The following is a 21,441-nucleotide window of genomic DNA, read 5'->3' on the forward strand; positions in this document are numbered from 1 at the left end:
CGAAACTATCCGAACCGAAACATGATCGCAGGCAGATGATCAGCCGTGCCCGAGCTGTCCGGGAATTACTGAAACGGCTGTCCGGGAATTAGCGTAATCGCTGTCCGGTATTTTTGAAATCCGCACCCGTTACATTGGTTTCTGTGGCAGGCAGGTTCACGCCCAGGTCGATGGATGTCGTCGGCTCGCCGGTCAGCTGGTTCACGTTGATCCGAACAGGCTCCAACCCATCCGCGGTGTCACGCGGAAATTCAGGGATTGTTCCGTCGGGGTTTGCAGGCCACCCCAGCAAAACGAGACCGCTTTGCGTTTTCAACACGCCATCGGCATCTGTACGAAACGAGCCTGTTGTCGTCAGCAGCATCTGATTGCTACCATTGCCCACGTCAACCTCGCTGGAGCGGGCAACCGGCAGCATACCCCGACCGCGCACTGCCAGATCGGTGGCATTGGAGGTCGTCGTCAGCGATCCGCCCTGATCGACCAGTCGCTGGGTGGAGGAGCGCACACCGCCGGCGGAGTAGCTTCCACCGTTGCCGCTGATGACCATTGACTGGAAATCGGTTTCGACACGTTTGTACCCATAGGTTGCCGAGTTCGCGATATTGTCCGATATGGACGCCAAGCGCGACGCATTCGCACTAAGCGCCGCCACACCGGCATTAAGCGAAGAAGAGATTGTCATTGATACGCCTTTCTGCTGCATCGACTGTCGTCTGACACCAGACTTACGCACGATCCTTTAACATCAGCCTAACAAATCAAATCCGACCCAAATTCCCGACCTACGCGCAACTCAAAAGCGTGCGACGCAGCGGCCAGCCCGGTTATCTGCCTTTGCGTAAAAAGATAATCTCAAGCCGGTTGTTCCTGACGGACATAGGATCCTTCACCGCAGGCTCGCGATCCGCATGGCCGGTAACGCGGCTGATTCGGCTGGCATCAAGCCCATTTTGAGACATCAAAATACGCATCTGTTGCGCACGCGCAGCCGTCAGATCCCATGCCGGATCGTTCCTGAGGATGATCGGCACCGCCGCGACATGCGCCTCGACCGCTATGTTGTTTTTATTGGTTTTCGCAGCCTCGCCCAGCGCCTTGGCCAGTTGGAGCAACAGGTTCGCCGGCTGATCCCGCCCGCTTTCGAACAGCGCAGCGTCCGGAGTATCGAACAACTCGATTACCACGCCTTCGTCCGTGACGCGGGAGAGGATATGCTTCTCAAGCTCTGGGTCCAGTATGCTTTCGCCGTTTGTGCCGCGCAGGGCGCTGTCGATTGCCTGCTGGAGTTTCTGCAACTCCTGCTCGTCCTGCGCATCAACGCCGGTCTCTCCGCGCCCTTGGCGTGCCTCTGTCGCAAAGCGCTTGGAGGCGCCCGTTCCCTCATTGGACAGCGTATCCTCGGCAAAGACACTGTCGCCGCCAAAGTTCCCCTCGCCGCCGCTGGACATGCGGCTAATCGGCACCGTCGGGCTGAAATAATCCGCCAGACCTTTGCGTTGTTTTTCCGTTGTCGCGTTCAGCAGCCACATCAACAGGAAAAAAGCCATCATCGCTGTCACAAAGTCCGCATAAGCGACCTTCCACGCACCTCCATGGTGACCGCCAGCGACGATTACTTTCTTCTTCTTGATGATGACTGGCGCCGCGTTTCCTTGCGCGCCCATCTCCATCACCTTGTTTAACTCACCCGAGCTCATGGGTAGCAGGTCAGGTGTTACGGCTGCGTTAACACTTCAATTTGTAGCGGTTTTAGGCGGGCCGGCAGGGCAGGATCAACGCCCTGCCATAAGGCGCAGCATCGTCGCCCGCGACAGATATCCTGTTACGGGAAGCGCGCGCGAGTCCTGGTACCAGCGGATCGCCTCGCGCGTCTGCGCATCAAAGCGCCCATCGACGGGGCCGGGCTGCGCGCCGGCCTGTTCCAGCCGTTTTTCTATCAAAAACCGGCTGATACCGGAACCGGTAATCTCGCCCTCCTCTGATTGCGCACGCGCGATTGCATCGGCGCCATCCGGCTCGCCCTGAAACGCATCCAGCTGCTGGCGGGCGCGCGCCGCGTATCGCCCCTTGGGATAGGTGTTGAGATAGTCGATATAATCACCGGGCGTATCGCCGGCCTTCGCGGCCTGCCAGGCGCGGCGCTCGGCCTTTTCTGCCTCGTCGGTGTCTTCTTCTTTGCGGGCATCCTCGATCGCGGCCAGGCTGGCGCGCGCCTCGGCGGCGAATGCGCCGGCCGGATAGCGGCCCAGATAGGCGCGCAGGCCCGCCTCGGTGCCGTCCTTTCCAGACTGCTGCCAATACGCGCGATCCTCGCGCTCCTGCTTCTCTTTGGCCTCCGCTTCTTGGCGGGCGATCTGCGCGCCGCGCTCCTTGGCATCGCTGCGCAGGGCAATCAGCTGGTTGCCGGACAGATACCCCGTTTCATCAAACCCCTGACCGCGCTGCCAGGCGGCGATCGCGCTGCGACTGCCCTTGCCAAACCGGCCATCGATTCCGAACTTGTAAAGATCCAGGGTCTTGAGGTCGCGCTGAATTCCCCTGCGCGCGGCGTCGCTGAGGTTCAGCGCATCTTCGGCGGCGCGCGCCATGCGTTCAGGGGCGCCTTGCAAAAAGGTGATGCGCTCCTGCGCAACCGCACGATTGGCGGCGCCGGGATAGGCGCGCAGATACAACCGATATGCCTCGATGGTATCGACATCGCGGATCGCCTGCCAATAGCCGGCCTGTCGCATCTGCTCGCCGCCCTCGGCGGCTGCCTCACCCATGAAGCCGGTGTCTGCGGGGACATATCCCGTCATGCGCACCCCGGAGGGCAGCGCGGCAGCGAGCGCTGCATAACTGCGCCCGGCCTCGAGCAAGCCATCCGTGACCACCGCCGCCAGCGCCTCGGTGCTGCCGGTGAGGTAGGTGACATTGCCGACCGACGTGATATCGCCCAGCCCAGGCACCAGGCCAGACCCCAGCGATGTAGGCAGGCGCCCCGGCGCCAGCATGACAACGCCGCGCCCCGACCTGTCGGCCATGTCCGACAGGGCGTTAACTGAAATGCCGGTGGCGCCTATCGTGATGTTGCTGGCCGATACGGCATCATTTGAAAGCGCCCAGTTATCGCGCGCATTGCTGGCGAACGGGCCATAGACCACGATCAGCAGACGCTCCACCTGATCGTCGTCCAGCATCTTTTGCACCTGCTGCGCGGCGCGGCGCATGGCGGCAGCGTCACGGCGGCTGGGTTCGATCACCGTAAAGCCTGCGTCGATCAATGGTTCGGAAAACGCGCCGGGCGCCACGCTGTCGCCACTTTGAAAGAAGGGGGATTGACCGCTATCGCCATATATCAGCGCCACATTATCCGCTCGCGCCACCAGCGCAGGAAGCAGCAGAAGCACCGCCAGTCCAAGGGAGTACACGTGTCGCATCAGCCATCCTCCTGCGCAGGGGCGCTCTGCCCATTGCGAAGTTTTGACCAAATTTGAAAAATTTGAAAGCCCGGCGTTGGAAACAATCCAAATCCCGCCGATCCAGCGCGCGCCGCTCAGCGCCGGGCGCCGGACGTTTTTCGCGAAAAACGTCGTCCGCCACGCAACCCTGCGCTGTGCCTCAGGTCTTTTCCATGCGGTCGATATAGGCGCGCATCTGCTCGGCCTCCTGGCGCGCTTCGCGCAGACCATCCATGGTGGCGCGCACCTCGGCTTCGCTCTGGCTCAGCTGGTTGGTCAGCTCGGCCTCACGTTGTTGCAGATAGGTAATGGCCTGATCGCGGGTTTCTTCGGCCTCGTGCAATTCCTGCGCCATGCGGTCCAGCTCGCCCACATCAGACGACGACACGCGAATAAAACGATGCACCAGCCAGTTGGCAAACCATCCCAGCGCAAAGGCGACAAAGAGGATGATCGCCGTTGCGATGATGAATTCAGTCCTGTTCATCTGCTGCGCCCTCTGCCGCTTCGCCCTCTGCCGTGTCTTCCTGCCCCTCTTGCGCGTCGCTTTCAAGCCCCGATGCATCCGGATCTGGCGCAGGTTCGGCGGGCGGGATCAGGTTGAATTCGATCCTGCGGTTCGCCTCGCGCCCCTCTTCGGTGTCGTTTCCGGCAATGGGCTGGGCTTCGCCATAGCCCTTGGCGGTGTAGCTGGACGTCAGAACCCGGCGCGCGCGCAAGGCATCCAGAACCGCATTTGCCCGGCTCTGGCTCAGCTCTTCGTTCATTGTCTCACGGCCTTGGCTATCGGTATGACCGCCGATTTCGATCTGGATCTCGCCGCATTTTGCCAGCACGTCAGCGATGTCATTCATGATCGACGCGCCATTGGCGTCGAAATTGGGCGATCCCGGCTCGAAGTTGATTTTGCGGGTTTCCTGTATTTCGGAAATCTGCGCGATGCATTCTTCGGGCGTGGGCAGGCCCGCCACCGGATCGAGCGCGACCTTGTAGGTCACATCAATATCAAACTGCGCGCCCTCGCCCAGCTTGGCCGCCAGAAGGCCGGCGATCTGCGCGCTGGCCTCCTGCCGGCCGGTCAGGCCGCTGATCGTCAGCTCATCCGGCGTGACGACGACCGCGCCATTGGCCAGAAATCCCAGCGCCTCCAGCCCGGTCAGCACGCGCACCGGCCAGTCCTGCGGCAACCCGTCGGCAACCCGCGCGCGGTTGTTGACGCTGGCCGAGCGGAACCGCGCCTTGGCAAAGCTGTCGACCGTATCGCGCAGCCGCTGGCTGCCGACCCTGCCGCGCAGCTGCACCAGACCCTCGGGCGACAGGGTTGCGATGAATTCGGGGGTGGTCGGCGCGCCCTCCACCTCGGGGGGCGGCAGGACCGAATGCAGGGCAAAAACGTCGGGCAGATCGCCCTCCAACCCGCCGACGATATCGTCAAAGCGGCTCTCTGCGGTGCCTTGGGCGGCGATCAGGGACACGTCGGCATCCGCAAATGTCACGCTGCCGCCGCCCAGATCGGCCACGGCGGCGATGCCCAGCGCGGCCGCCTTGCCCCAATCGGGCGTCGGCACGCCTAGGCCGATGGTGCAATCGGCGGGCCCTTCCAGCCCGGCGGCGCGGGCGGCGGCCAGAATCGTGCGCTGCGCCTGCGGCGTATCGGCCGAGCAGGCGTCGAACCGCGCCACGCCATCCTCGATCAAAAAGCGCAAGGTAAAGGGCGTGATCACCGGCCGGGGCGCCGATACATCGACGGAAATGCGCAGGTTCGACGGCACGCGGCGCTTCAGCGAGTCCTCCAGCTTGCGCTTTTCGGCGGGGCTGTCGGCCATGGTGATGATCGCCACGCGCCCCGCCTCGATCGAGATTTTCGCGCGCGGCATCTGGTTCAGGGCGCGCAGCGCATAATCAATCGCCACATCCCAGCTGTCGCCAACCGGATAGTCAGCCGCTTCCAGCAAATCCGTCACGTCCCCCGTGCCCGCCGCGCGCTGCATCTGCTCCAGCAGGGCCTCCCGGTCCATTGAAGCGGGAATCAGCCCGATCAGGGAAATCCCGCTGTCATTACGCAAAATCTCGACGGAAAAGCGCGGCGGCGCGATGTCGGCGGTATCCTCGACCTGCATCTGGTCTATGACGCGGGCCGCATCGACAATGCGCCCGGCGACCGACAGCGCCTTGAACCTTTTGGCCTCGCTTGGGGCGACACCGGCCAGGAAAACCTGCAATCCGTCGGCATCCACCTCGGTCCAGGTCATGCCCTCCTTGTCCATCTCGCGCAGCACGGAACTGCGCGCGTTATCCTCGATCACCGTGACCGCGAAGCCGGCGGTCACAAGGCACAATAGCGCCGCCAGGAAGAAGGTTCCGGCAATGGCGAGGATCATGGAGAGGCGCATAGGGGGGCCAGATGTTGTTGGGGCTGGGCCTTGTTTATGCCCCCAGCCCCCCAAGTTCAATCACACCAGCAGCGCCATGGCGAAAAACGGCAAGGGCAGCAGCCCCGCGTTGCGGTTCGACCGGAACAGCGCCAGCAGCGTCGCGGTGTCGTGCAGCTTGAGCCTTGTCAGCTGCCAAAACAGGTGCAGCCCCAGCGCCCAAGGTCCCAAAAGCGCGATCAGCAGTGCCATCGGGTCCGCCCCCCGCATCGCCAGAATCACCGCGGCGGTCATCAGAACCACCGTGATGACCAAAAACCAGCGCAGCCATTGCGGCGATTGGTCGCCAAAGAGGCGCGCCGTGGATTTCACCCCGATCAGCGCGTCATCCTCGGCGTCCTGATGGGCGTAGATGGTATCGTAAAACAGCGTCCAGGCGATGCCAGCCAGATACAGCACCACCGCCGGCCATTCCAGCCCCCCGGTATGCGCCGTCCATGCCAGCAGCGCGCCCCAGTTGAACGCGATCCCCAGAAACACCTGCGGCCACCACGTAAACCGCTTGGCGAACGGGTACACGGCCACCGGCGCCAGCGCGAGGATACCCAGGCCAATCGCCGCGCCCGGAAAGGTCAGCAGGATCAGGAACGCCACCAGCGCCTGCGCCACCAGCCACGCCAATGCGCCTTTGACGCTGACCTGCCCCGACGGGATGGGCCGCGACGCGGTGCGCGCCACGCTGCCGTCGATATGCCGGTCGGTGATGTCGTTCCATGTGCAGCCCGCCCCGCGCATCAGGAACGCGCCCGCGCCGCAGCCCGCAAAGATCCACAGATCAAACCACCGCGCCTGCCCGTCATGCAGCATCGCCAGCAGCAAGCCCCACCAGCAGGGCAGCAGCAGCAGCCACGTCCCGATGGGCCGGTCCGCGCGGCTCAGCCGCAGGTAGGGACGCCACGCGCCGGGCGCATACCGGTCCACCCAGTTGCCGCTATAGGCGTCGGCCACACTGCCGGCCTCTGGTCTCTGCCCGCTGCCACTCATATGATGCCCCCATGAAAAACGCCGCGAATACCGCCAAAATCAGATTGTATGTAGAGCAGCCCTTGGGGCAGGGGCAAACGGTTCCTCTGCCCGCTCCGCAGGCGCATTACCTTTTCGGGGTGATGCGGCAGACCGTGGGCGCGCAGGTGCTGCTGTTCAACGGCACGGATGGCGAATGGCTGGCCGAAGTGACAGAGGCGGGCAAGAAGGGCGGCACGCTGGCCTGTCTGTCGCTAGCCCGGCCCCAGCAGATGCCGCCCGACCTGTGGCTGCTCTTTGCCCCGATCAAGAAGGCGCGCACCGATTTCATCGTTGAAAAGGCCGCCGAAATGGGCGCCGCGCGCATCTGCCCGGTGCAAACCGATTTCACCAATTCCGAGCGGATCCGCCAGGACCGCCTGCAAGCGCACGCAGTCGAGGCCGCCGAGCAATGCGGCGGCACCTATGTACCCCCCGTGGACGATCTGCAAAAGCTGGGCGCGCTGCTGGATGGCTGGAACCCCGCTCGCCAGATCCTGTTCTGCGACGAGGCGCTGGCGGATGGCCCTGCTGGCGCGCTGCCCGACATGCCCGGCCCATGGGCGATCCTGATCGGCCCCGAAGGCGGGTTTTCCCCGGCTGAACGCGCGCGCCTTGCCGCCCTTCCTCATGCCCACGCCACCCGCCTCGGCCCGCGCATCCTGCGCGCCGATACGGCGGCGGTTGCGGCGCTGACCCTGTGGCAGACCCGGCTGGGGGACTGGCAGTGAGCTTTATGAGGCCCGAAGCGGCGGCGACGCTGAAACGCTGGCAAGGCGCACTGATCAGCCTTGGGGTGCTGGCCATCGGCGTGCTGATCGCGTGGCGCAGCTTTGGCATCACCTTCTGGCTGGGCGGTTTTATCGCACTGGCAGGTGTCATTTCCCTCGTCGCGGCCTTGCAGCGGATGCGCTTTGCCGCAGGCGCCGGCGGTCCCGGCGTGGTTGACATTGACGAGGGCGCCATCGGCTATTTCGGCCCGCTGGGCGGCGGCGTCGTTGCGCGGTCGGAAATGACCGCGCTGGCGCTGGACCGCACCGGCAAACCCGCGCATTGGGCCATCAGCCAGCCGGGTCAGGACGATGTGATGATCCCACTGACCGCCAGTGGCGCCGATGCCCTGTTTGACGTGTTCGCCGCGCTGCCCGGCATACGCACCGAACGGATGCTGGCCGAAATGCACCGCACGGCGCCGGGGCGCATCGTTTTGTGGCAAAAACCCGGAGCCAAAGCCGCGCATCTGCGCCTGACCTGATACCATTCGCGGGTTGACAGCCCCCTGCCCCCGCGCCACCTACTGAAATTCAATTTAGCGGAGGCCAAGCCATGTCCATTCCCCAATCCGGCGGCGGGCCGATCGAGCATCACAGCCAGTTGGCTGAATACCTTGAAGACGGCAACAAGCCCAAGGCAGACTGGCGCATCGGCACCGAGCATGAGAAATTCGGCTATTGCAAGGACACGCATCAGCCCATCCCCTATCACGGGACGCGCAGTGTTCTGGCCGTGCTGGAGGGCCTGCGCGATGCGCATGGCTGGTCCCCCGTCACCGAGGATGGCAACCTGATCGGTCTGGAAAAGGGCGGCGCCAACGTGTCGCTCGAACCCGGCGGCCAGCTGGAGCTGTCGGGCGCCCCGCTTGAGACGATCCACGGCACCTGCGACGAGGTCAACGTGCATCTGCGCGAGGTCAAGGATGTGGCCGACCGCGTCGGCGTCGGATTTATCGGGCTGGGCGCGGCGCCCGAATGGACGCATGACGAAATGCCTCTGATGCCCAAGGGCCGCTATCAGCTGATGGACAGCTACATGCAGAAGGTCGGCACGATGGGCCGGGTGATGATGCGGCGCACCTGCACCGTTCAGGTCAATCTGGACTTCAGCAGTGAGGCCGACATGGTCCGGAAATTCCGCGTCGCGCTGGCCTTGCAGCCGGTTGCGACCGCGCTTTTCGCCAACTCGCCCTTTTTCGAGGGCAAGGTAAACGGCCACAAATCGTGGCGCGCGCGCGTCTGGCGCGATCTGGATGCCGACCGCACCGGCATGCTGCCCTTTGTTTTCGAGGACGGCATGGGGTTTGAACGCTATGTCGACTACGCGCTGGATGTGCCGATGTATTTCGTTTACCGCGATGGCAAATATATCGACGCGCTTGGCATGTCCTTCCGCGATTTCCTGAAAGGCGAATTGCCCGCACTGCCGGGCGAGGTGGCCACGCTATCCGACTGGGCCGATCACCTGACCACGATCTTCCCCGAGGCGCGGATCAAGAAGTTCATGGAAATGCGCGGCGCCGATGGCGGCCCGTGGCGGCGCCTGTGCGCCCTGCCCGCGTTCTGGACCGGCATCCTCTATGACAGCAGCAGCCTTGATGCCGCGTGGGATCTGGTCAAGGGCTGGACGGCCGAGCAGCGCGAGGCGCTGCGCGTTGCGGCCAGTGTCGATGGCTTGCAGGCAAAGGTCGATGGCATCAACATGCACGATCTGGCACGCAAGGTGCTGGACATTTCCGAGGCCGGCCTGCGCGCCCGCGCGCGTCCCGGCGCAGATGGATTGATCCCGGACGAGACGCATTTCCTGAACGCCCTGCGCGAAAGCATCGAATCAGGCCAGACCCCGGCAGACGAATTGCTGGCACGCTATCACGGTGACTGGAACGGCGACCTGAGCAAGATTTATGCCGAATACTCCTACTAAACCGATCGCGCCGCGCCTGCTCTAATCGGCCTGCCGCGGCGCGATCGAAACATATTTGCCGCGGTGATACGCCAGGGGCGGGGCGTCGCGCGTCTGGGTTTCCAAAACCTCGCCGATCAGGATCACGTGATCGCCCGCCTCGACCAACCGGTGCTGCGCACAGACCAGCGTGGCCAGCGATCCCGGCAACAGCGGCACGCCATGGGCGCCCTCATACCAATCGGTCTGCTCGAATTTGTCATCCGCATGTGACGCGAAAATCGCCGAAACGTCCTTTTGATCGGCGCACAGGATATTGATCCCGAAATGCGGTGCGGCCTTGAACGCCGGGGCGCTGTAGACGTTGCTGCCGATGCAGATCAGCGCCAGCGGCGGATCCAGCGACACCGAGCTGAAGGAATTCGCGGTAAAGCCGCGCGGCGCGCCGCCGCCCGCGTCACGGGTGGTTACGACGGTAACGCCTGTGGCAAACCGGCCAAAGGCATCCCGCAGGGCACGGTGATCTGGATCTGACATGGGCGCTCCGGAGCAGTCAAAAAAGGTTTCACGACCCTCTATAGTACCCGGCCGGGTAATGCACCCCGTGAAAGCCCGCGCCGCGCATCAGCGGCGCGCGGCGATGGTGCGCCCGTCTGCGGCGATCAGGATCAGCGCGCCCGTCTCGTCGATGACAAAACGCTCGATCCTGGGCAAGAGGTCCAGAATGCGCTGTTCCTGCATCATCAGCGCCTCGGGGCAGGCCATCATCGTGGCCCCCGCCGGGGTGATGGTGATCGCATCGCCGTCAGTCTCGTAGCTGCCGATCAGCCGGTTGCAAGTGGCGCTGCCCGACAGCGACCCGTCCGGGCCAAAGTCCAGCGTGGCGTGGCTGAAATCAATCACGCCCATCCCCTCGACATCCTCGATCCGCCATTCGCGGCCCACCAGCGGCATGTCGTCATTGTTCATCAGGTAATCGGCCACCGCCCGGAACGCGGGCAGCGATGTCGGATCGCTGGCCGCATTCGGCGCCACAGGATGCGAGGCAAAGCGCGCGATCACCATATCGGCCGCCGGATCAATCCACAGCGTCTGCCCATGCACGCCGCGCGCCGCATAGGCGCCGTGATCGTCGCCCGTCGCCCACCACATCGACCGATAGCTCCACCCCTTCAGCAGGTCGAAACCGGCCTTGGCAAACGCCTCGCTGTTGCCGCCCTGCGCGATTGCGGCAATGGCAGCGGGCGGCACGATCTGATCGGAGCCGACGCGCCCCTCCTCCAGCATCATCTGGCCCAGCCGCGCCATATCACGCAGCGCGGCGTTGAAACCTCCACCGGCAAAGGGCGTGCCGGCAGAATCGACGGTATAAAACGCCTCGCGCCGGGTGCCGATCTTGCTCCAGATCCGGTCAGCCAGCAGATCCGCGACCGACATGCCGGTCGCGCGCGAAATCAACCAGCCCAGCGCATCGGCATTGACGGTGCGATAGGCGAACGCCGCACCATGATCGCCCTTTTTGCGGACGGTCTGCAAATACTCAAAATAACCGCGCGGCCCGTCATACCCATCGGGTTTGGGCAGCGCGCTGCCGGCCTCGGAAAAGGCCCAGATTTCGGCATCCGGGTCCGCGTAATCCTCGGAAAAGGCCAGCCCGGTGGTCATGTCCATGACCTGCCGGACGCTGGCATCGCCAAATCCGCTGCCCTCCAGTTCGGGGATCAGCGTGCCGACGCGCGCGGCCTCGTCCAGCGTGCCTTCGGCGACGAGGATCTGCGCCAGCAGCCCGGTCAGCGATTTGGTCACCGACATCGCACCATGCAGGCCGTCGGGCGTCAGGCAGCCGTCATAGCGTTCGTACACGATGCGGCCATGGTGCAGCACGATGATGCCATCGGTATGGTTGGCCTCAAACGCGGCGTCCCAGGTCATCGCATCGCCGCCGCCCAGCGGCGTAAAGGTGATGTCCCCCAGCGCCGGCCTTGGCGCCTCTGGCAGGGGGCGCGCGGCCATCGCGCCGCTGTCGACCGCGACATTCGGCATCAGCTGGCGGAAATTGCAGACGGTCCAGCCCAGTTTGGGCGGGGCAAAGAAATCGGGATCGGTGATGCGGATCGTCTTGTCCTCGGGCGGAGGGAAGCCCTGCATCCAGCCCGTCACCTGTGGCGCCTGCGCAGGTTCGCTTGCGGGCGCGTCCTGCGCCACTGCCGCACCACTGCATCCCAGAGTTGCGGCCATTGCCATTGCGATCATGCGCTTCATGCGTCTCTCCTTACCACTGCCTCAGTATCTTGTTGGCGGCCCCTGCCCAGCCCGATTTGCGCGCGCCGCGCCGCAGACGTCAGAACGGGCTTGAATCCTGCCAAGTGTTCCATGAAACGGCAGAACCAGAAGGGCAAGGCCGTTCTGCCCCGCGCCGTCAGGAAAGGCCGATCTCATGCATAAATCAATTGAAACAATTCTCGCCATCGGCGCCGTGGCCCTGATCGCACTGAATTTGCGCCCGTTTCTGGCCGGGCCGGGGCCGGTTCTGACGCGGATCGGCGCGGACACCGGGCTGGGGCCTGCCGGTTTGTCACTGCTGACGCTGGGGCCGCTGGCACTGATCGGGGTCGGCGCGTTTCTGGCGCCGCGCATTCAGGCGCAGATTGGCGCGCGGCGGGCGGTTCTGATTGCGCTGTTTTGCATCCTGGCCGGATCGGCGGCGCGGCTGATCCCCACGGCGGCGGTTGTCATCGTGACTGCGGCAATTTGCGGTCTGGGCGTTGCGCTGATTCAGGCGGTGATGCCCGCGCTGATCCGCGAGCGGTTCACCCGGCGCTATGGGCTGGTGACCAGCCTTTATGCGGCCTGCCTGCTGGCTGGCGGCGCGCTGGGCGCCCAGACGGTGCCGCTGATCGCCGCCGGGACCGGCTGGAATGTGGGGCTGGCCAGCATGGCGCTGCCCGCGCTGCTGGCAATGGCGGTGACGCTGGCGGCGAGAACGCTGGACATGACGCCCGGCACGGCACCGGGGCCGTCCATGGCGCAGCAGCGCACCTGGCACCTGATTGCGTGCTTTGGCGCGCTGAATGCCAGCTACGCCACGGTCATCACATGGCTTGGCCCCCAGTTTGAGCTGCGCGGGGTGGCGCCCGCGCAGGTGGGGTTTCTGATTGGCGTGATGTCCATCTGGCAGGCCGCATCGGCGCTGGTGCTGCCGCCGCTCTTGACAGCGCCGCACCGGCGCCGGGGGGCGATCCTCCTGTCGGTCGCCTTGCAGATGGCGGGATTTGTCCTGCTGATACTGGGTAGCGCGCCGCCCTTGGTCACCGTGTCGATCATGGGGATCGGGCTGGGCGGGACATTCTCGCTGATGATCGTGGCGATTGTGGATTGCACGGAAGACAGGGGCGCCGCGGTGCGCCTGATGGCGGCCGTGCAGGGTGGCGGGTTTATCCTGAACGCCGCCGCGCCGCTGATTGCCGCGCTGGTCATGGCGAAGTCAGGCGGGTTTGCGGCGGTCTGGGCGCTGCATCTGGGCCTTTTGCTGCTGGCCGTGCCGCTGGTGGCGACCATGCCCCGCCTGCCCGAGCGCGATGCGCCTTAGGATAATCGCCTCGCCAGCGGGGTCGCAGCCGGTTACGGTTGGGCATAAATGAAACTGCCCGCGCCCGACAGGAGACACCCCCTTGCTGACCTTTGCGAAATATCTGGTGCTGGCACTGGCTTTCATCGGCATTGCCATCGTGATTGCGCGTATGCTGTTTCCCCTGCCCGCCAATGACGGCGCACCGGGCAAGGCGCTGGCCCCCGCAGATACCGGACCGCTGGCAGACGCGCTGACGCGCAAGGTGGCGGACCATCCCGGCCTGTCGGGTATCGCACAGCTGCAAAACGGGGCGGATGCGTTTGCCGCGCGGATGATACTGGCCGATGCGGCCGTGTCGTCGATCGACGCACAATACTATATCTGGCATGACGACCTGACCGGCGCGCTATTGCTGGATGCGCTGAAACGGGCGGCGGATCGCGGCGTGCGCGTGCGGCTGCTGCTGGATGACAACGGCACGTCCGGCCTCGATCCGCAGCTGGCGCAGCTGGACGCGCATCCGATGGCCGAGGTGCGGCTGTACAACCCGTTCAACCTGCGCCGGTTCAAGCTGCTGTCCTATACCTTCGATTTTTTCCGCCTGAACCGGCGGATGCATAACAAATCCTTTACCGTCGACAATCACGCCACCATCCTTGGCGGGCGCAATGTGGGCGACGAATATTTCGGCACCGGCGAAATCGCGCTTTATGTCGATCTGGATGTGATAGTGGTGGGGGATATCGTGCCGCAGGTGTCGGCGGATTTCGATACCTATTGGAACAGCGAACCGGTCCACCCGGCCACCCCGATTGTCGGCGCCGCCACCGGCCGCGATGATATCGCCGCCCTGCTGGCCCGCCATCAGGGCACCGGCCAGATGCAAACCTATCGGTCGATCCTGCAATCGTCGGATACCGTGGCCGACCTGACCGGCGGGCGCCTGCCGCTGGAATGGACCACCGCGCTCTTGGTCAGCGACAAACCGACCAAGGGTCAGGGGCTGGTCCGGCGCAAGGATCTGCTGGTGACGCGGCTGCTGGATGCGGTGGGCCAGGTGAACGAGCGGTTTGACGGCATCTCGCCCTATTTCGTGCCGGGCAAGTTGGGGATGCGCAACTTTGCCGCGCTGGAGAAGCGGGGCGTGCAGGTGCGCATGCTGACCAATTCGCTTGAGGCGACGGACGTTTTGCCGGTTCATGCCGGTTATACCAAATACCGCAAGGATATGCTCAAGGGCGGCACCCGCCTGTTCGAGCTGCGCCGTACCGGCACGCTGGAGATGTCGGCCGACCGTATGGGCCCGTTCGGATCGTCCGGCTCCAGCCTCCACGCCAAGACATTCGCGGTGGACGGCAAGCGCATCTTTGTCGGATCGTTCAACTTCGATCCCCGCTCGATCACGCTCAACACCGAAATGGGCCTGCTGATCGACAGCACACAGATGGCCACCCGCCTGCATCAGGCGTTTGACAACGGCATGGGCGGGCTGGCGTGGGAGGTGGAAAAACGCGATGGCAATCTGGTCTGGGTCGACCCGACCGCACCCGGTGACGCCCCGCTGAAGGTAGAGCCGGGCGGCAGCCTGATGCGCACCGTCGCGCTGACCGTGATCGGCTGGCTGCCGATCGAATGGTTGCTCTGACCGGCTACTCGCCGGCGTCCGCCTCGGCGTCGGCGCGGTCCATCAGCGCGCGTATATGGCGCGCGAACGCCCATGTCGCGGGTACGCCCAGCACGGCGCCGCCGATCACCGCCGTCATCGGGTCCATCACCACGATGTCCAGCCACGAGGCGATCAGCGCCGCGAAATAAAGGTTGATCATCATCGCGCCGGCGCCGAACGGATACAGCACCAGCGTCAGCAGCCCCACACCCCAGCCGCGCTGCACCCCTTGGGTCACCGGCGACGTACCAGCATATGCACGGCCAGCAGCGACAGCAGCAGCCCCACGGACGCCATGAAGAACCAGACCTCGGCGGTCGCGGTCTGCGGTTGTGGAATGGGCCGCTGGAACGCTTCGGCCAGCGCGCCAGAGGGAAGGATGACGGCCAAAAGGGCGAAAATACGGATCATGTCAGGTCTCCTGCGTGAGTGTTCGGTAAATGTCGGGCAAAACGCGGGTCAGGCGTTCGGGGCGCGGCAGCAAATGAAATCCGCCGCGGCCAAAGATGCGGGCGAACCAGTCCTGCCCGTCCGCATCCACGACCACGCCATGCACCGCCTGCCCGGCGCGGCGCGCCTCGGCCACGGCCATATGGCTGTCCTCGATGCCGTGGGTGCCCTCATAGTGGTCCAGATCGTTCGGCTTGCCATCGGTCAGCACGATCAGCAGCTTGCGCGCCGCTGTTTCCTCGGCCAGCCGGGCGCTGACGTGACGGATCGCGGCGCCAAGGCGGGTGTAATGGCCGGGCTTCAGCGAACAGATGTTATCCGTCACTTCCTGGGTCATCTTCTGGTCGAACCGCTTGCAGCGGGTCAGGAACACGCGATTACGCTTGAGCGAGGAGAACCCCCAGATGCCCAGCCTGTCGCCCGCCGCATCAATGCCGCCCGCCAGCGCCGCCAGCGCATCGCGCGCCACGTCGATGACGGATGTGTCATCCACCACCGATTCGGTCGAGCGGGACGTGTCGATCAAGAACGCCACCACCAGATCGCGCGAGGTCTGGCGCGAGGCCATGAACACCCGGTCATCGCAGCGCCCGGTGGCGCGCAGGTCGATCTGCGCGGCAATGGCGGCGTCCAGATCCAGCTCGGACCCGTCGATCTGGCGCGGTTGCAGGATGCGGCGCGGGCGGAGCATTTCAAACTGGCGGCGCACTTCCTCCATCCGCTTGGTATTGGGCACGAAGGCATCGGTGGGGTCCGGCACCGCATCCGCCTCCAGCACGCAGCAATGATCGGGCATGTAGCTGCGCGAGCGGTGATTCCATTCGGGGTATGTGACCGGCTCGGCCAGTCTTTCGTGATCGGCGTCCGACGGCGACAGATCCAGATGCAGGCGCAGGCGCGTCGCTGCGCGCTTGTCGTTCTTGGACAGGGTGATGTTGTCCTGATCCTCGGCGGCCTTTTGCGCGTTTTCGTCGTCATCATCGTGGATCGAGCGATTCAGGTTCATTGATTCGACCCAGGACAGGATCGCCTCGAACCGGTGCAGGATGAAACTGTCCTTGCGGTTGGCCTGTTCCTGATCCTTGCGAATGCCCAGCTTGCGCTTGGTCATCTGGGCGGCGTCGGGCGCCTCGCCGGGTGTATCGGCGTGGTCATCCGCCGCCGCGCCCTGGCCAGCGGGGGTGAAGGTCAGCCAGATCGGCACATGCGCGAATGTCATATAGGTGCGCGGCATCTCGAACCCGCCATCACCCGGCAGCGCGCCGCCCGCCAGCGCGGTGCGAACAGCGTCTTCCACAGCCTTTTCTGCGCCGGGCAGATTTGTCGTCGGCCTTGTGGCCAGAATATGTGCGACCATCGCGGCATGTTTGCCGCGCAGGCCGGGACAGGCAGCCAACACCTGCGCGCCAGCAGCGATATTTGCGGCGATCTGCGCCCGGTCGCGCGCCGCGCCGGTCAGATCGCCCGCCTCCAGCGCGTCGGGGCCGGCCAGCGCCGCCATGGCGGTCAGCCAGAAATAGGCGGCGCGGTTCAGCGCATGGTCGGGAAAGACCTCAATCTGCGGCGGCAGGCGCAAACGCTCGCCGTCAAAGGCGGCGGCGTGGATCTTGTCCCGCTCGGTCGCCAGCTTGCGTACCGCCGGGCGGCGATGGGCGGCGACGGTGGCCGCCACCTCGGACAGCTCCACCCCCGCCGGGCCGCCAAGCGCGCGGAACATCATGGTCAGGCTGGGACGGACCGCATCCAGCGTTGCGGCCTCGTCGGGATAGGTTCGCGCCGCACCGATCCCCACGGCGTAATCGTGCCACAGATTTCCGACCGCCTCTTCGGGGTCCATCAGATCAAGGGGATGCAGTGCCATGCTATTTACCCGTACACGTTAGAGACCAGATCGCGCAGTGCGCCCTGGATGTCATCGTCGTCGGTCAGCGGTTCGATCACCGCCGCCTCCAGCGCTTTTTCCACGCCCATGCCGCCCGCCATCAGGGTGGCCGCATAGATCAGCAGGCGGGTTGATACGCCCTCTTCCAGATCCATGCCGGACAGGTTGCGGATATGTCCGCCCAGACGCACCAGCGGCGCGACGCGCGCTGTGTCCAGCCCGCTTTCCTCGGCGATAACGGCTGTTTCCGTCTCGGGATCGGGGAAATCGAAGGTGATCGACAAAAACCGCTGGCGTGTTGACGGCTTCATCCGTTTCAGCACGTTCTGGTAGCCGGGGTTGTAGCTGGCCACCAGCATGAAACCGGGGGGCGCCACCAGCTCTTCGCCGGTGCGGTCGATCATCAGGGTGCGGCGGTTGTCGGTGAGCGGGTGCAGCACCACGGCCACGTCCTTGCGCGCCTCGACCACCTCATCGAGGTAGCAGATCGCGCCCTCGCGCACCGCGCGGGTCAGCGGGCCATCGACCCATTCGGTATCGCCGCCGCGCAGCAGATAGCGCCCGATCAGGTCCGCGGCGGTCAGGTCATCGTGGCAGGCCACGGTGTAGAGCCGCCGGCCTGTCCGCGCGGCCATGTGTTCGACAAAGCGGGTCTTGCCGCAGCCGGTCGGCCCCTTCAGAAGAAGGGGCAAACCGTTTTTGTGAGCAGCCTCGAACAGGGCACATTCATTGCCTGTCTCGGCATAGTATGGCGCGCCTTTCGGCGCGCCTGCATGGGCGTTCATGGTCACTCTCCCGGTACTGGATCAGATTTGGCGTGGGCCGGGTTCGCCGAACCGGGCTTGAGCACTTCGCGGCGGCGCACCACGAGGATCGAGTAGATGAACAGCAGCGCACCCAGCACCACCGCCGTGCCCGAGATGAAGCGCATCACGAAGAACAGCGCCAGTTCGTCCTGTACTTCCATGAAGTAGTTGCCCAGCACCCGCTGCATATGCGTCTGGATGACGCCCGCAAAAGTCAGCGTGAAGGTCATGAACGCCATGCCGCCGGTCATCAGCCAGAAGGACGCCATGTTCAGCACCTGATTGTAAGGCTCGCGCCCTTTCAGCAGGGGCATGGCATAGCTGATGATCGCCAGGTTGATCGCCACATAGGCGCCGTAAAAGGCAAGGTGCCCGTGCGCGGCGGTGATCTGTGTGCCGTGGCTGTAGAAGTTCACGCCGTGCATGTTGTGCAGGACGCCCCAGACACCCGCGCCAAAGAACGCGACAGTGGCCGAGCCCAGCGACCACAGCAAGGCGGCCTTGTTGGGGTGGTTGCGACGACCCTTCCAGACCATGACAAAGGCAAAGGACATCATCAGGAAGAACGGAATGATCTCAAGCGCGCCAAAGATGCTGCCGATCCACTGCCAATACCCCGGCAGGCCGATCCAGAAATAGTGGTGTCCGGTGCCCAGGATACCCGTGAACAGCGCGGTGGCGACAATGACATAAAGCCATTTTTCGATCACTTCGCGGTCCACGCCTGTCAGCTTGAGCAGCAGGAAGGCCAGGATCGACGCCATCACCAGTTCCCATGTGCCTTCGACCCACAGGTGGATGACGAACCACCAGTACATCTTGTCCAGGCTCAGGTTGACGGGGTTGATGAAGGCAAAGATCCACAGAAGCGACAGCAGCCACAGCCCCATCAGCAGCACCCCGGTGATGGCCGTCTTGCGACCGGCAAGCACCGTCATCGAGATGTTGATCAGGAATATGACAGCCGCCACCAGAATCCCGAACTTGACCCAGAGCGGTTGCTCCAGAAATTCGCGGCCCTCGTGGATGCCGAACAGGTAGCCGATGACAGCGCCCAGCGTGCCGATCATCATCAGCGCCAGCTGAATATAGGCCAGCTTGGTAGACCAGATTTCACGCTCCGCTTCTTCGGGGATCATGAAATAGGCCGCCCCGAAGAAGCCCAGCAGCAGCCAGACAACCAGTGCGTTGGTGTGAATCATCCGCAGGATATGGAATGGAAAGGTTTCAGCCAGAAAATTGGGCTGGACATAGACCCAGCCAATCGTCAGCCCGCCCAGAACCTGCACGGCAAAAAGGGCCATTGCGCAGGCAAAATAGGCGTAGGCGATCTGTTGTGATTGATATTTCATCTGTTTCTACTCCTTAGCCCGCATCGTTGGGCGGCCAGCCCTGCAGATCGGTCTGATTGGCCCAGCGCAGGAATTCAGCCAGCCCGCGCTTGTCCTCTTCGGTCATCTCGAAATAGGGCATCTGGCGGCGGCCTTCGATGCCGCTGGGCTGCGCCTCGATCCAGGCGTCCAGGATCTCGAACGCGCCCTCGGGGTCATCGGCGACGCCCCAGCGGGCCATCACGTTGCCCACTTCGGGGGCGAAATACGCGCCCTCGCCGTGCAGCGTATGACAGTTGATGCAGCTGTTTTTTTCCCACACTTCCTTGCCATGGGCCACAGCGGGGCTGAGTTCCATTCCGGCGGTGGATTTGGTTACCACGTAGTGGTGGCTTTGCACGACCAGCACAAGAAAAATTACGACGAAGAATATTGATCCGCCGTAAAAGATATTGCGTGCCCGCGACTTTGTCAGGAATTCGGCCATGCGCGGGCCTCCCTTTCTGGTTGCAGTCAATCGGTCCTTAACCTGTCTCGCACTTCACCAGTTTGCGCAAACACAAAGTTTGAGGCGATCCGGCGTGGCATTTTGAGAAAATCGACGCCGCGTCACGGCATTACGCAGACGGCGAAAGAAAGCTTCACCAACAGGTCGGAAAATGGAACAAACTTTATCAGAAATAATGAGCAAGTGGCCGCAGACGGTGCAGGTCTTCCTGCGCCATGGCATGCATTGCGTCGGTTGCCGCGTCGGCCCCTTTCACACGATCGAGGACGCCTGCATGGAATACGATCTGGACGAGGCGGAATTTCGCCGCGAACTGGAATGCGCGATCAATGCTTCGCCGAAGGCTCGGCCAGAATAACCAGCTGGTGCGGATTGCGCACCAGAATATGCTTGCGCCGGCTTTCGACAATGCCGCGCTTTTCCCACGCGCTCAGCAGGCGGCTGACCGTGTGCAACGTGGTGCCGGTCATTTCTGACAGATCCTGCCGGGTGATGGGAAAATCCACCTCGATGCCGTTTTCGTTGCGGCGCCCCATCTGCGTGATCAGCCGCAGCAGGGCGTTGGCCACGCGCTGTTCGACCTGCTGGGTCGCCATTTCGACCACCTGATCATGCATTTCCCTCATCCGTTCGCCGATCGTTCGATAGGCGGCAACCGAAAATCCGGGGTAATTGCTGGAAAAACTCGGCCATTGCCGCTGCGGCCATGACAGAACGATCGCCTCGGACGCGGCAAAGGCAGTGGCGGGGAAATGTGTATGCCCCAGCGCCTGCGCGATTCCGAACAACTGACCGGCCGGGATATGGGTGACCGTCACATGTTCGCCTTCGGCCGTGACACGCACAACGCGGATATAGCCGTCCAGCAGGCAATAGAACCGGTTTGCGTCAGCCCCTTCGTGAAACACGGCCTCACCGGTATCGAAGCGATGTGTCGTCGCCATGTCCAGAATGCTGCGAATCTGCGCACGCTCCAACCCTTTGAAGGGGTCAAGTTGGCTCAGCAGGCTTTCATTTAGTTTGGGCACAACACGTCATTCCTTTGATCTGCCCCCCAATAGCCTGTCCTTGCACGAATTCCGAGAGGTGATTTTCGCTCTGATCGCGCCAATCGGAAAACCGTGCGGAAGTTTGCGCTGGCTCAAGGTCACGGCGCCGCACCGCACATAGGTAGGGGTCAAGCCAACCTGCAAACAAAAGGAAACAAGATGTTCTACAAAACCACAGCGACACTCGCAGCCGCCGCAATGCTTCTGTCAGGCGCCGCATGGGCCGAAACAGTCGAAGTGAAGATGTTGAACCGCGGCGAAGCCGGCACAATGGTATTCGAGCCCGCATTCGTTCAGATCGCCCCCGGCGATACCGTAAAATTCGTCCCCACCGACAAAAGCCACAACGCCGAGAGCATGGAAGAAATGATGCCCGAAGGCGCCGAGCCCTTCAAAGGCAAGATCAACGAGGAAATCGACGTGACGTTCGATGTCGAGGGTCTGTATGGCGTCAAGTGCCTGCCCCACTTTGCGATGGGCATGGTCATGACAATCGCCGTCGGTGAAAACGTCGAAGTACCGGCCGATTATCTCGAAGGCCGCCTGCCGCGCAACGCCAAGAAACGCTTTGAAGAGCAGCTCGAAAATCTCTGATTTCGGCCAGCCAGGGACCGGCCCGAACGGG

Annotated in this window: 21 protein-coding genes and 1 pseudogene; 7 read left to right on the forward strand and 15 right to left on the reverse strand. The window is 63.7% G+C overall.

The window, feature by feature from the left end:
- Window positions 1-124 precede the first annotated feature (124 nt).
- The 6 genes and pseudogenes from DQ230_RS04690 to ubiA all read right to left on the reverse strand — a co-directional run.
- Window positions 125-706, reverse strand: a pseudogene (locus tag DQ230_RS04690) (flagellar hook-basal body complex protein); the annotation flags it as partial.
- Between the two features lie 121 nt (window positions 707-827).
- Window positions 828-1,667 (reverse strand): flagellar motor protein MotB, encoded by an 840-nt coding sequence (locus DQ230_RS04695; protein ID WP_113911539.1) that lies wholly within the window; start codon window positions 1,665-1,667, stop codon window positions 828-830.
- Between the two features lie 108 nt (window positions 1,668-1,775).
- Complete coding sequence (locus tag DQ230_RS04700) at window positions 1,776-3,422, reverse strand: peptidoglycan-binding domain-containing protein (protein WP_162497360.1); 1,647 nt, start codon at window positions 3,420-3,422, stop codon at window positions 1,776-1,778.
- Between the two features lie 181 nt (window positions 3,423-3,603).
- Complete coding sequence (locus tag DQ230_RS04705; protein WP_113911360.1) at window positions 3,604-3,930, reverse strand: hypothetical protein; 327 nt, start codon at window positions 3,928-3,930, stop codon at window positions 3,604-3,606.
- Window positions 3,917-5,836 carry an OmpA family protein gene (locus DQ230_RS04710; RefSeq protein ID WP_113911361.1) on the reverse strand — a complete coding sequence of 640 codons (1,920 nt, stop codon included), beginning with the start codon at window positions 5,834-5,836 and terminating at the stop codon, window positions 3,917-3,919. The genes DQ230_RS04705 and DQ230_RS04710 overlap by 14 nt, the downstream gene beginning before the upstream one ends.
- Before the next feature lie 60 nt (window positions 5,837-5,896).
- Window positions 5,897-6,859: a 4-hydroxybenzoate octaprenyltransferase gene (ubiA, locus tag DQ230_RS04715; RefSeq protein WP_113911362.1), complete on the reverse strand. Its 963-nt coding sequence runs from the start codon at window positions 6,857-6,859 to the stop codon at window positions 5,897-5,899.
- An 11-nt stretch (window positions 6,860-6,870) separates the two neighbouring features.
- Between ubiA and DQ230_RS04720 the strand changes: the two genes are divergently transcribed.
- The 3 genes from DQ230_RS04720 to DQ230_RS04730 all read left to right on the forward strand — a co-directional run bounded on the left by DQ230_RS04720 (window position 6,871) and on the right by DQ230_RS04730 (window position 9,574).
- Window positions 6,871-7,608, forward strand: coding sequence for a 16S rRNA (uracil(1498)-N(3))-methyltransferase (locus DQ230_RS04720; RefSeq protein WP_113911363.1), 738 nt, complete (start codon window positions 6,871-6,873; stop codon window positions 7,606-7,608).
- A gap of 5 nt (window positions 7,609-7,613) precedes the next feature.
- Window positions 7,614-8,132: a hypothetical protein gene (locus DQ230_RS04725; protein ID WP_338050497.1), complete on the forward strand. Its 519-nt coding sequence runs from the start codon at window positions 7,614-7,616 to the stop codon at window positions 8,130-8,132.
- Window positions 8,133-8,203: 71 nt separating this feature from the next.
- Window positions 8,204-9,574 (forward strand): glutamate--cysteine ligase, encoded by a 1,371-nt coding sequence (locus tag DQ230_RS04730; protein WP_113911365.1) that lies wholly within the window; start codon window positions 8,204-8,206, stop codon window positions 9,572-9,574.
- A gap of 21 nt (window positions 9,575-9,595) precedes the next feature.
- On the opposite strand, the gene DQ230_RS04735 is transcribed toward DQ230_RS04730, so the two are convergent.
- Together DQ230_RS04735 and DQ230_RS04740 are read right to left on the reverse strand one after the other, a co-directional pair.
- Window positions 9,596-10,090 carry a flavin reductase family protein gene (locus DQ230_RS04735; RefSeq protein WP_113911366.1) on the reverse strand — a complete coding sequence of 165 codons (495 nt, stop codon included), beginning with the start codon at window positions 10,088-10,090 and terminating at the stop codon, window positions 9,596-9,598.
- An 87-nt stretch (window positions 10,091-10,177) separates the two neighbouring features.
- On the reverse strand, window positions 10,178-11,815 hold the full coding sequence (locus tag DQ230_RS04740; RefSeq protein ID WP_113911367.1) for a serine hydrolase: 1,638 nt from the start codon (window positions 11,813-11,815) through the stop codon (window positions 10,178-10,180).
- A 175-nt stretch (window positions 11,816-11,990) separates the two neighbouring features.
- On the opposite strand from DQ230_RS04740, the gene DQ230_RS04745 reads away from it, so the two are divergent.
- Both DQ230_RS04745 and DQ230_RS04750 read left to right on the forward strand, forming a co-directional pair.
- On the forward strand, window positions 11,991-13,142 hold the full coding sequence (locus DQ230_RS04745; RefSeq protein WP_113911368.1) for an MFS transporter: 1,152 nt from the start codon (window positions 11,991-11,993) through the stop codon (window positions 13,140-13,142).
- Window positions 13,143-13,224: 82 nt separating this feature from the next.
- Complete coding sequence (locus DQ230_RS04750) at window positions 13,225-14,769, forward strand: phospholipase D family protein (protein ID WP_238987424.1); 1,545 nt, start codon at window positions 13,225-13,227, stop codon at window positions 14,767-14,769.
- Window positions 14,770-14,773: 4 nt separating this feature from the next.
- Here DQ230_RS04750 and DQ230_RS04755 read toward each other — a convergent pair whose 3' ends face one another.
- From DQ230_RS04755 to DQ230_RS04775, 6 genes are read right to left on the reverse strand one after another with little or no spacing between them, the layout of a single operon-like run.
- The gene (locus DQ230_RS04755) at window positions 14,774-15,028 is read right to left on the reverse strand and encodes an NnrT protein (RefSeq protein WP_162497361.1); all 255 of its coding nucleotides are present in this window, start codon (window positions 15,026-15,028) and stop codon (window positions 14,774-14,776) included.
- Window positions 15,025-15,201 (reverse strand): hypothetical protein, encoded by a 177-nt coding sequence (locus DQ230_RS17220; protein ID WP_203227994.1) that lies wholly within the window; start codon window positions 15,199-15,201, stop codon window positions 15,025-15,027. The genes DQ230_RS04755 and DQ230_RS17220 overlap by 4 nt, the downstream gene beginning before the upstream one ends.
- Window position 15,202: 1 nt before the next feature.
- Window positions 15,203-17,101: a nitric oxide reductase activation protein NorD gene (locus DQ230_RS04760; RefSeq protein ID WP_113911369.1), complete on the reverse strand. Its 1,899-nt coding sequence runs from the start codon at window positions 17,099-17,101 to the stop codon at window positions 15,203-15,205.
- Between the two features lie 5 nt (window positions 17,102-17,106).
- The gene (locus DQ230_RS04765) at window positions 17,107-17,907 is read right to left on the reverse strand and encodes a CbbQ/NirQ/NorQ/GpvN family protein (RefSeq protein ID WP_113911370.1); all 801 of its coding nucleotides are present in this window, start codon (window positions 17,905-17,907) and stop codon (window positions 17,107-17,109) included.
- Window positions 17,908-17,909: 2 nt separating this feature from the next.
- On the reverse strand, window positions 17,910-19,280 hold the full coding sequence (locus DQ230_RS04770; RefSeq protein ID WP_113911371.1) for a cbb3-type cytochrome c oxidase subunit I: 1,371 nt from the start codon (window positions 19,278-19,280) through the stop codon (window positions 17,910-17,912).
- Between the two features lie 13 nt (window positions 19,281-19,293).
- On the reverse strand, window positions 19,294-19,746 hold the full coding sequence (locus DQ230_RS04775; RefSeq protein ID WP_113911372.1) for a c-type cytochrome: 453 nt from the start codon (window positions 19,744-19,746) through the stop codon (window positions 19,294-19,296).
- Between the two features lie 172 nt (window positions 19,747-19,918).
- Here DQ230_RS04775 and DQ230_RS04780 point away from each other — a divergent pair, with 172 nt between their 5' ends.
- Window positions 19,919-20,125, forward strand: coding sequence for a DUF1858 domain-containing protein (locus DQ230_RS04780; RefSeq protein ID WP_113911373.1), 207 nt, complete (start codon window positions 19,919-19,921; stop codon window positions 20,123-20,125).
- Here DQ230_RS04780 and DQ230_RS04785 read toward each other — a convergent pair.
- Window positions 20,094-20,795 (reverse strand): Crp/Fnr family transcriptional regulator, encoded by a 702-nt coding sequence (locus DQ230_RS04785; protein ID WP_113911374.1) that lies wholly within the window; start codon window positions 20,793-20,795, stop codon window positions 20,094-20,096. The two genes, DQ230_RS04780 and DQ230_RS04785, sit on opposite strands and share 32 nt — an antisense overlap.
- Before the next feature lie 180 nt (window positions 20,796-20,975).
- On the opposite strand from DQ230_RS04785, the gene DQ230_RS04790 reads away from it, so the two are divergent.
- On the forward strand, window positions 20,976-21,410 hold the full coding sequence (locus DQ230_RS04790; RefSeq protein ID WP_238987425.1) for a pseudoazurin: 435 nt from the start codon (window positions 20,976-20,978) through the stop codon (window positions 21,408-21,410).
- The last annotated feature ends 31 nt before the right edge of the window (window positions 21,411-21,441 follow it).

It is taken from the genome of Roseovarius dicentrarchi, from assembly GCF_003316635.1.
GTDB lineage: Bacteria > Pseudomonadota > Alphaproteobacteria > Rhodobacterales > Rhodobacteraceae > Roseovarius > Roseovarius dicentrarchi.

Excerpts from the sequence above, each read along its gene's own strand:
- DQ230_RS04695 (WP_113911539.1), bottom strand. The coding sequence starts at position 1,667 with ATGGGCGCGCAAGGAAACGCGGCGCCAGTCATCATCAAGAAGAAGAAA.
- DQ230_RS04700 (WP_162497360.1), bottom strand. The coding sequence starts at position 3,422 with ATGCGACACGTGTACTCCCTTGGACTGGCGGTGCTTCTGCTGCTTCCT.
- DQ230_RS04705 (WP_113911360.1), bottom strand. The coding sequence starts at position 3,930 with ATGAACAGGACTGAATTCATCATCGCAACGGCGATCATCCTCTTTGTC.
- DQ230_RS04710 (WP_113911361.1), bottom strand. The coding sequence starts at position 5,836 with ATGCGCCTCTCCATGATCCTCGCCATTGCCGGAACCTTCTTCCTGGCG.
- ubiA (WP_113911362.1), bottom strand. The coding sequence starts at position 6,859 with ATGAGTGGCAGCGGGCAGAGACCAGAGGCCGGCAGTGTGGCCGACGCC.
- DQ230_RS04720 (WP_113911363.1), top strand. The coding sequence starts at position 6,871 with ATGAAAAACGCCGCGAATACCGCCAAAATCAGATTGTATGTAGAGCAG.
- DQ230_RS04725 (WP_338050497.1), top strand. The coding sequence starts at position 7,614 with ATGAGGCCCGAAGCGGCGGCGACGCTGAAACGCTGGCAAGGCGCACTG.
- DQ230_RS04730 (WP_113911365.1), top strand. The coding sequence starts at position 8,204 with ATGTCCATTCCCCAATCCGGCGGCGGGCCGATCGAGCATCACAGCCAG.
- DQ230_RS04735 (WP_113911366.1), bottom strand. The coding sequence starts at position 10,090 with ATGTCAGATCCAGATCACCGTGCCCTGCGGGATGCCTTTGGCCGGTTT.
- DQ230_RS04740 (WP_113911367.1), bottom strand. The coding sequence starts at position 11,815 with ATGAAGCGCATGATCGCAATGGCAATGGCCGCAACTCTGGGATGCAGT.
- DQ230_RS04745 (WP_113911368.1), top strand. The coding sequence starts at position 11,991 with ATGCATAAATCAATTGAAACAATTCTCGCCATCGGCGCCGTGGCCCTG.
- DQ230_RS17220 (WP_203227994.1), bottom strand. The coding sequence starts at position 15,201 with ATGATCCGTATTTTCGCCCTTTTGGCCGTCATCCTTCCCTCTGGCGCG.
- DQ230_RS04760 (WP_113911369.1), bottom strand. The coding sequence starts at position 17,101 with ATGGCACTGCATCCCCTTGATCTGATGGACCCCGAAGAGGCGGTCGGA.
- DQ230_RS04765 (WP_113911370.1), bottom strand. The coding sequence starts at position 17,907 with ATGAACGCCCATGCAGGCGCGCCGAAAGGCGCGCCATACTATGCCGAG.
- DQ230_RS04770 (WP_113911371.1), bottom strand. The coding sequence starts at position 19,280 with ATGAAATATCAATCACAACAGATCGCCTACGCCTATTTTGCCTGCGCA.
- DQ230_RS04775 (WP_113911372.1), bottom strand. The coding sequence starts at position 19,746 with ATGGCCGAATTCCTGACAAAGTCGCGGGCACGCAATATCTTTTACGGC.
- DQ230_RS04780 (WP_113911373.1), top strand. The coding sequence starts at position 19,919 with ATGGAACAAACTTTATCAGAAATAATGAGCAAGTGGCCGCAGACGGTG.
- DQ230_RS04790 (WP_238987425.1), top strand. The coding sequence starts at position 20,976 with ATGTTCTACAAAACCACAGCGACACTCGCAGCCGCCGCAATGCTTCTG.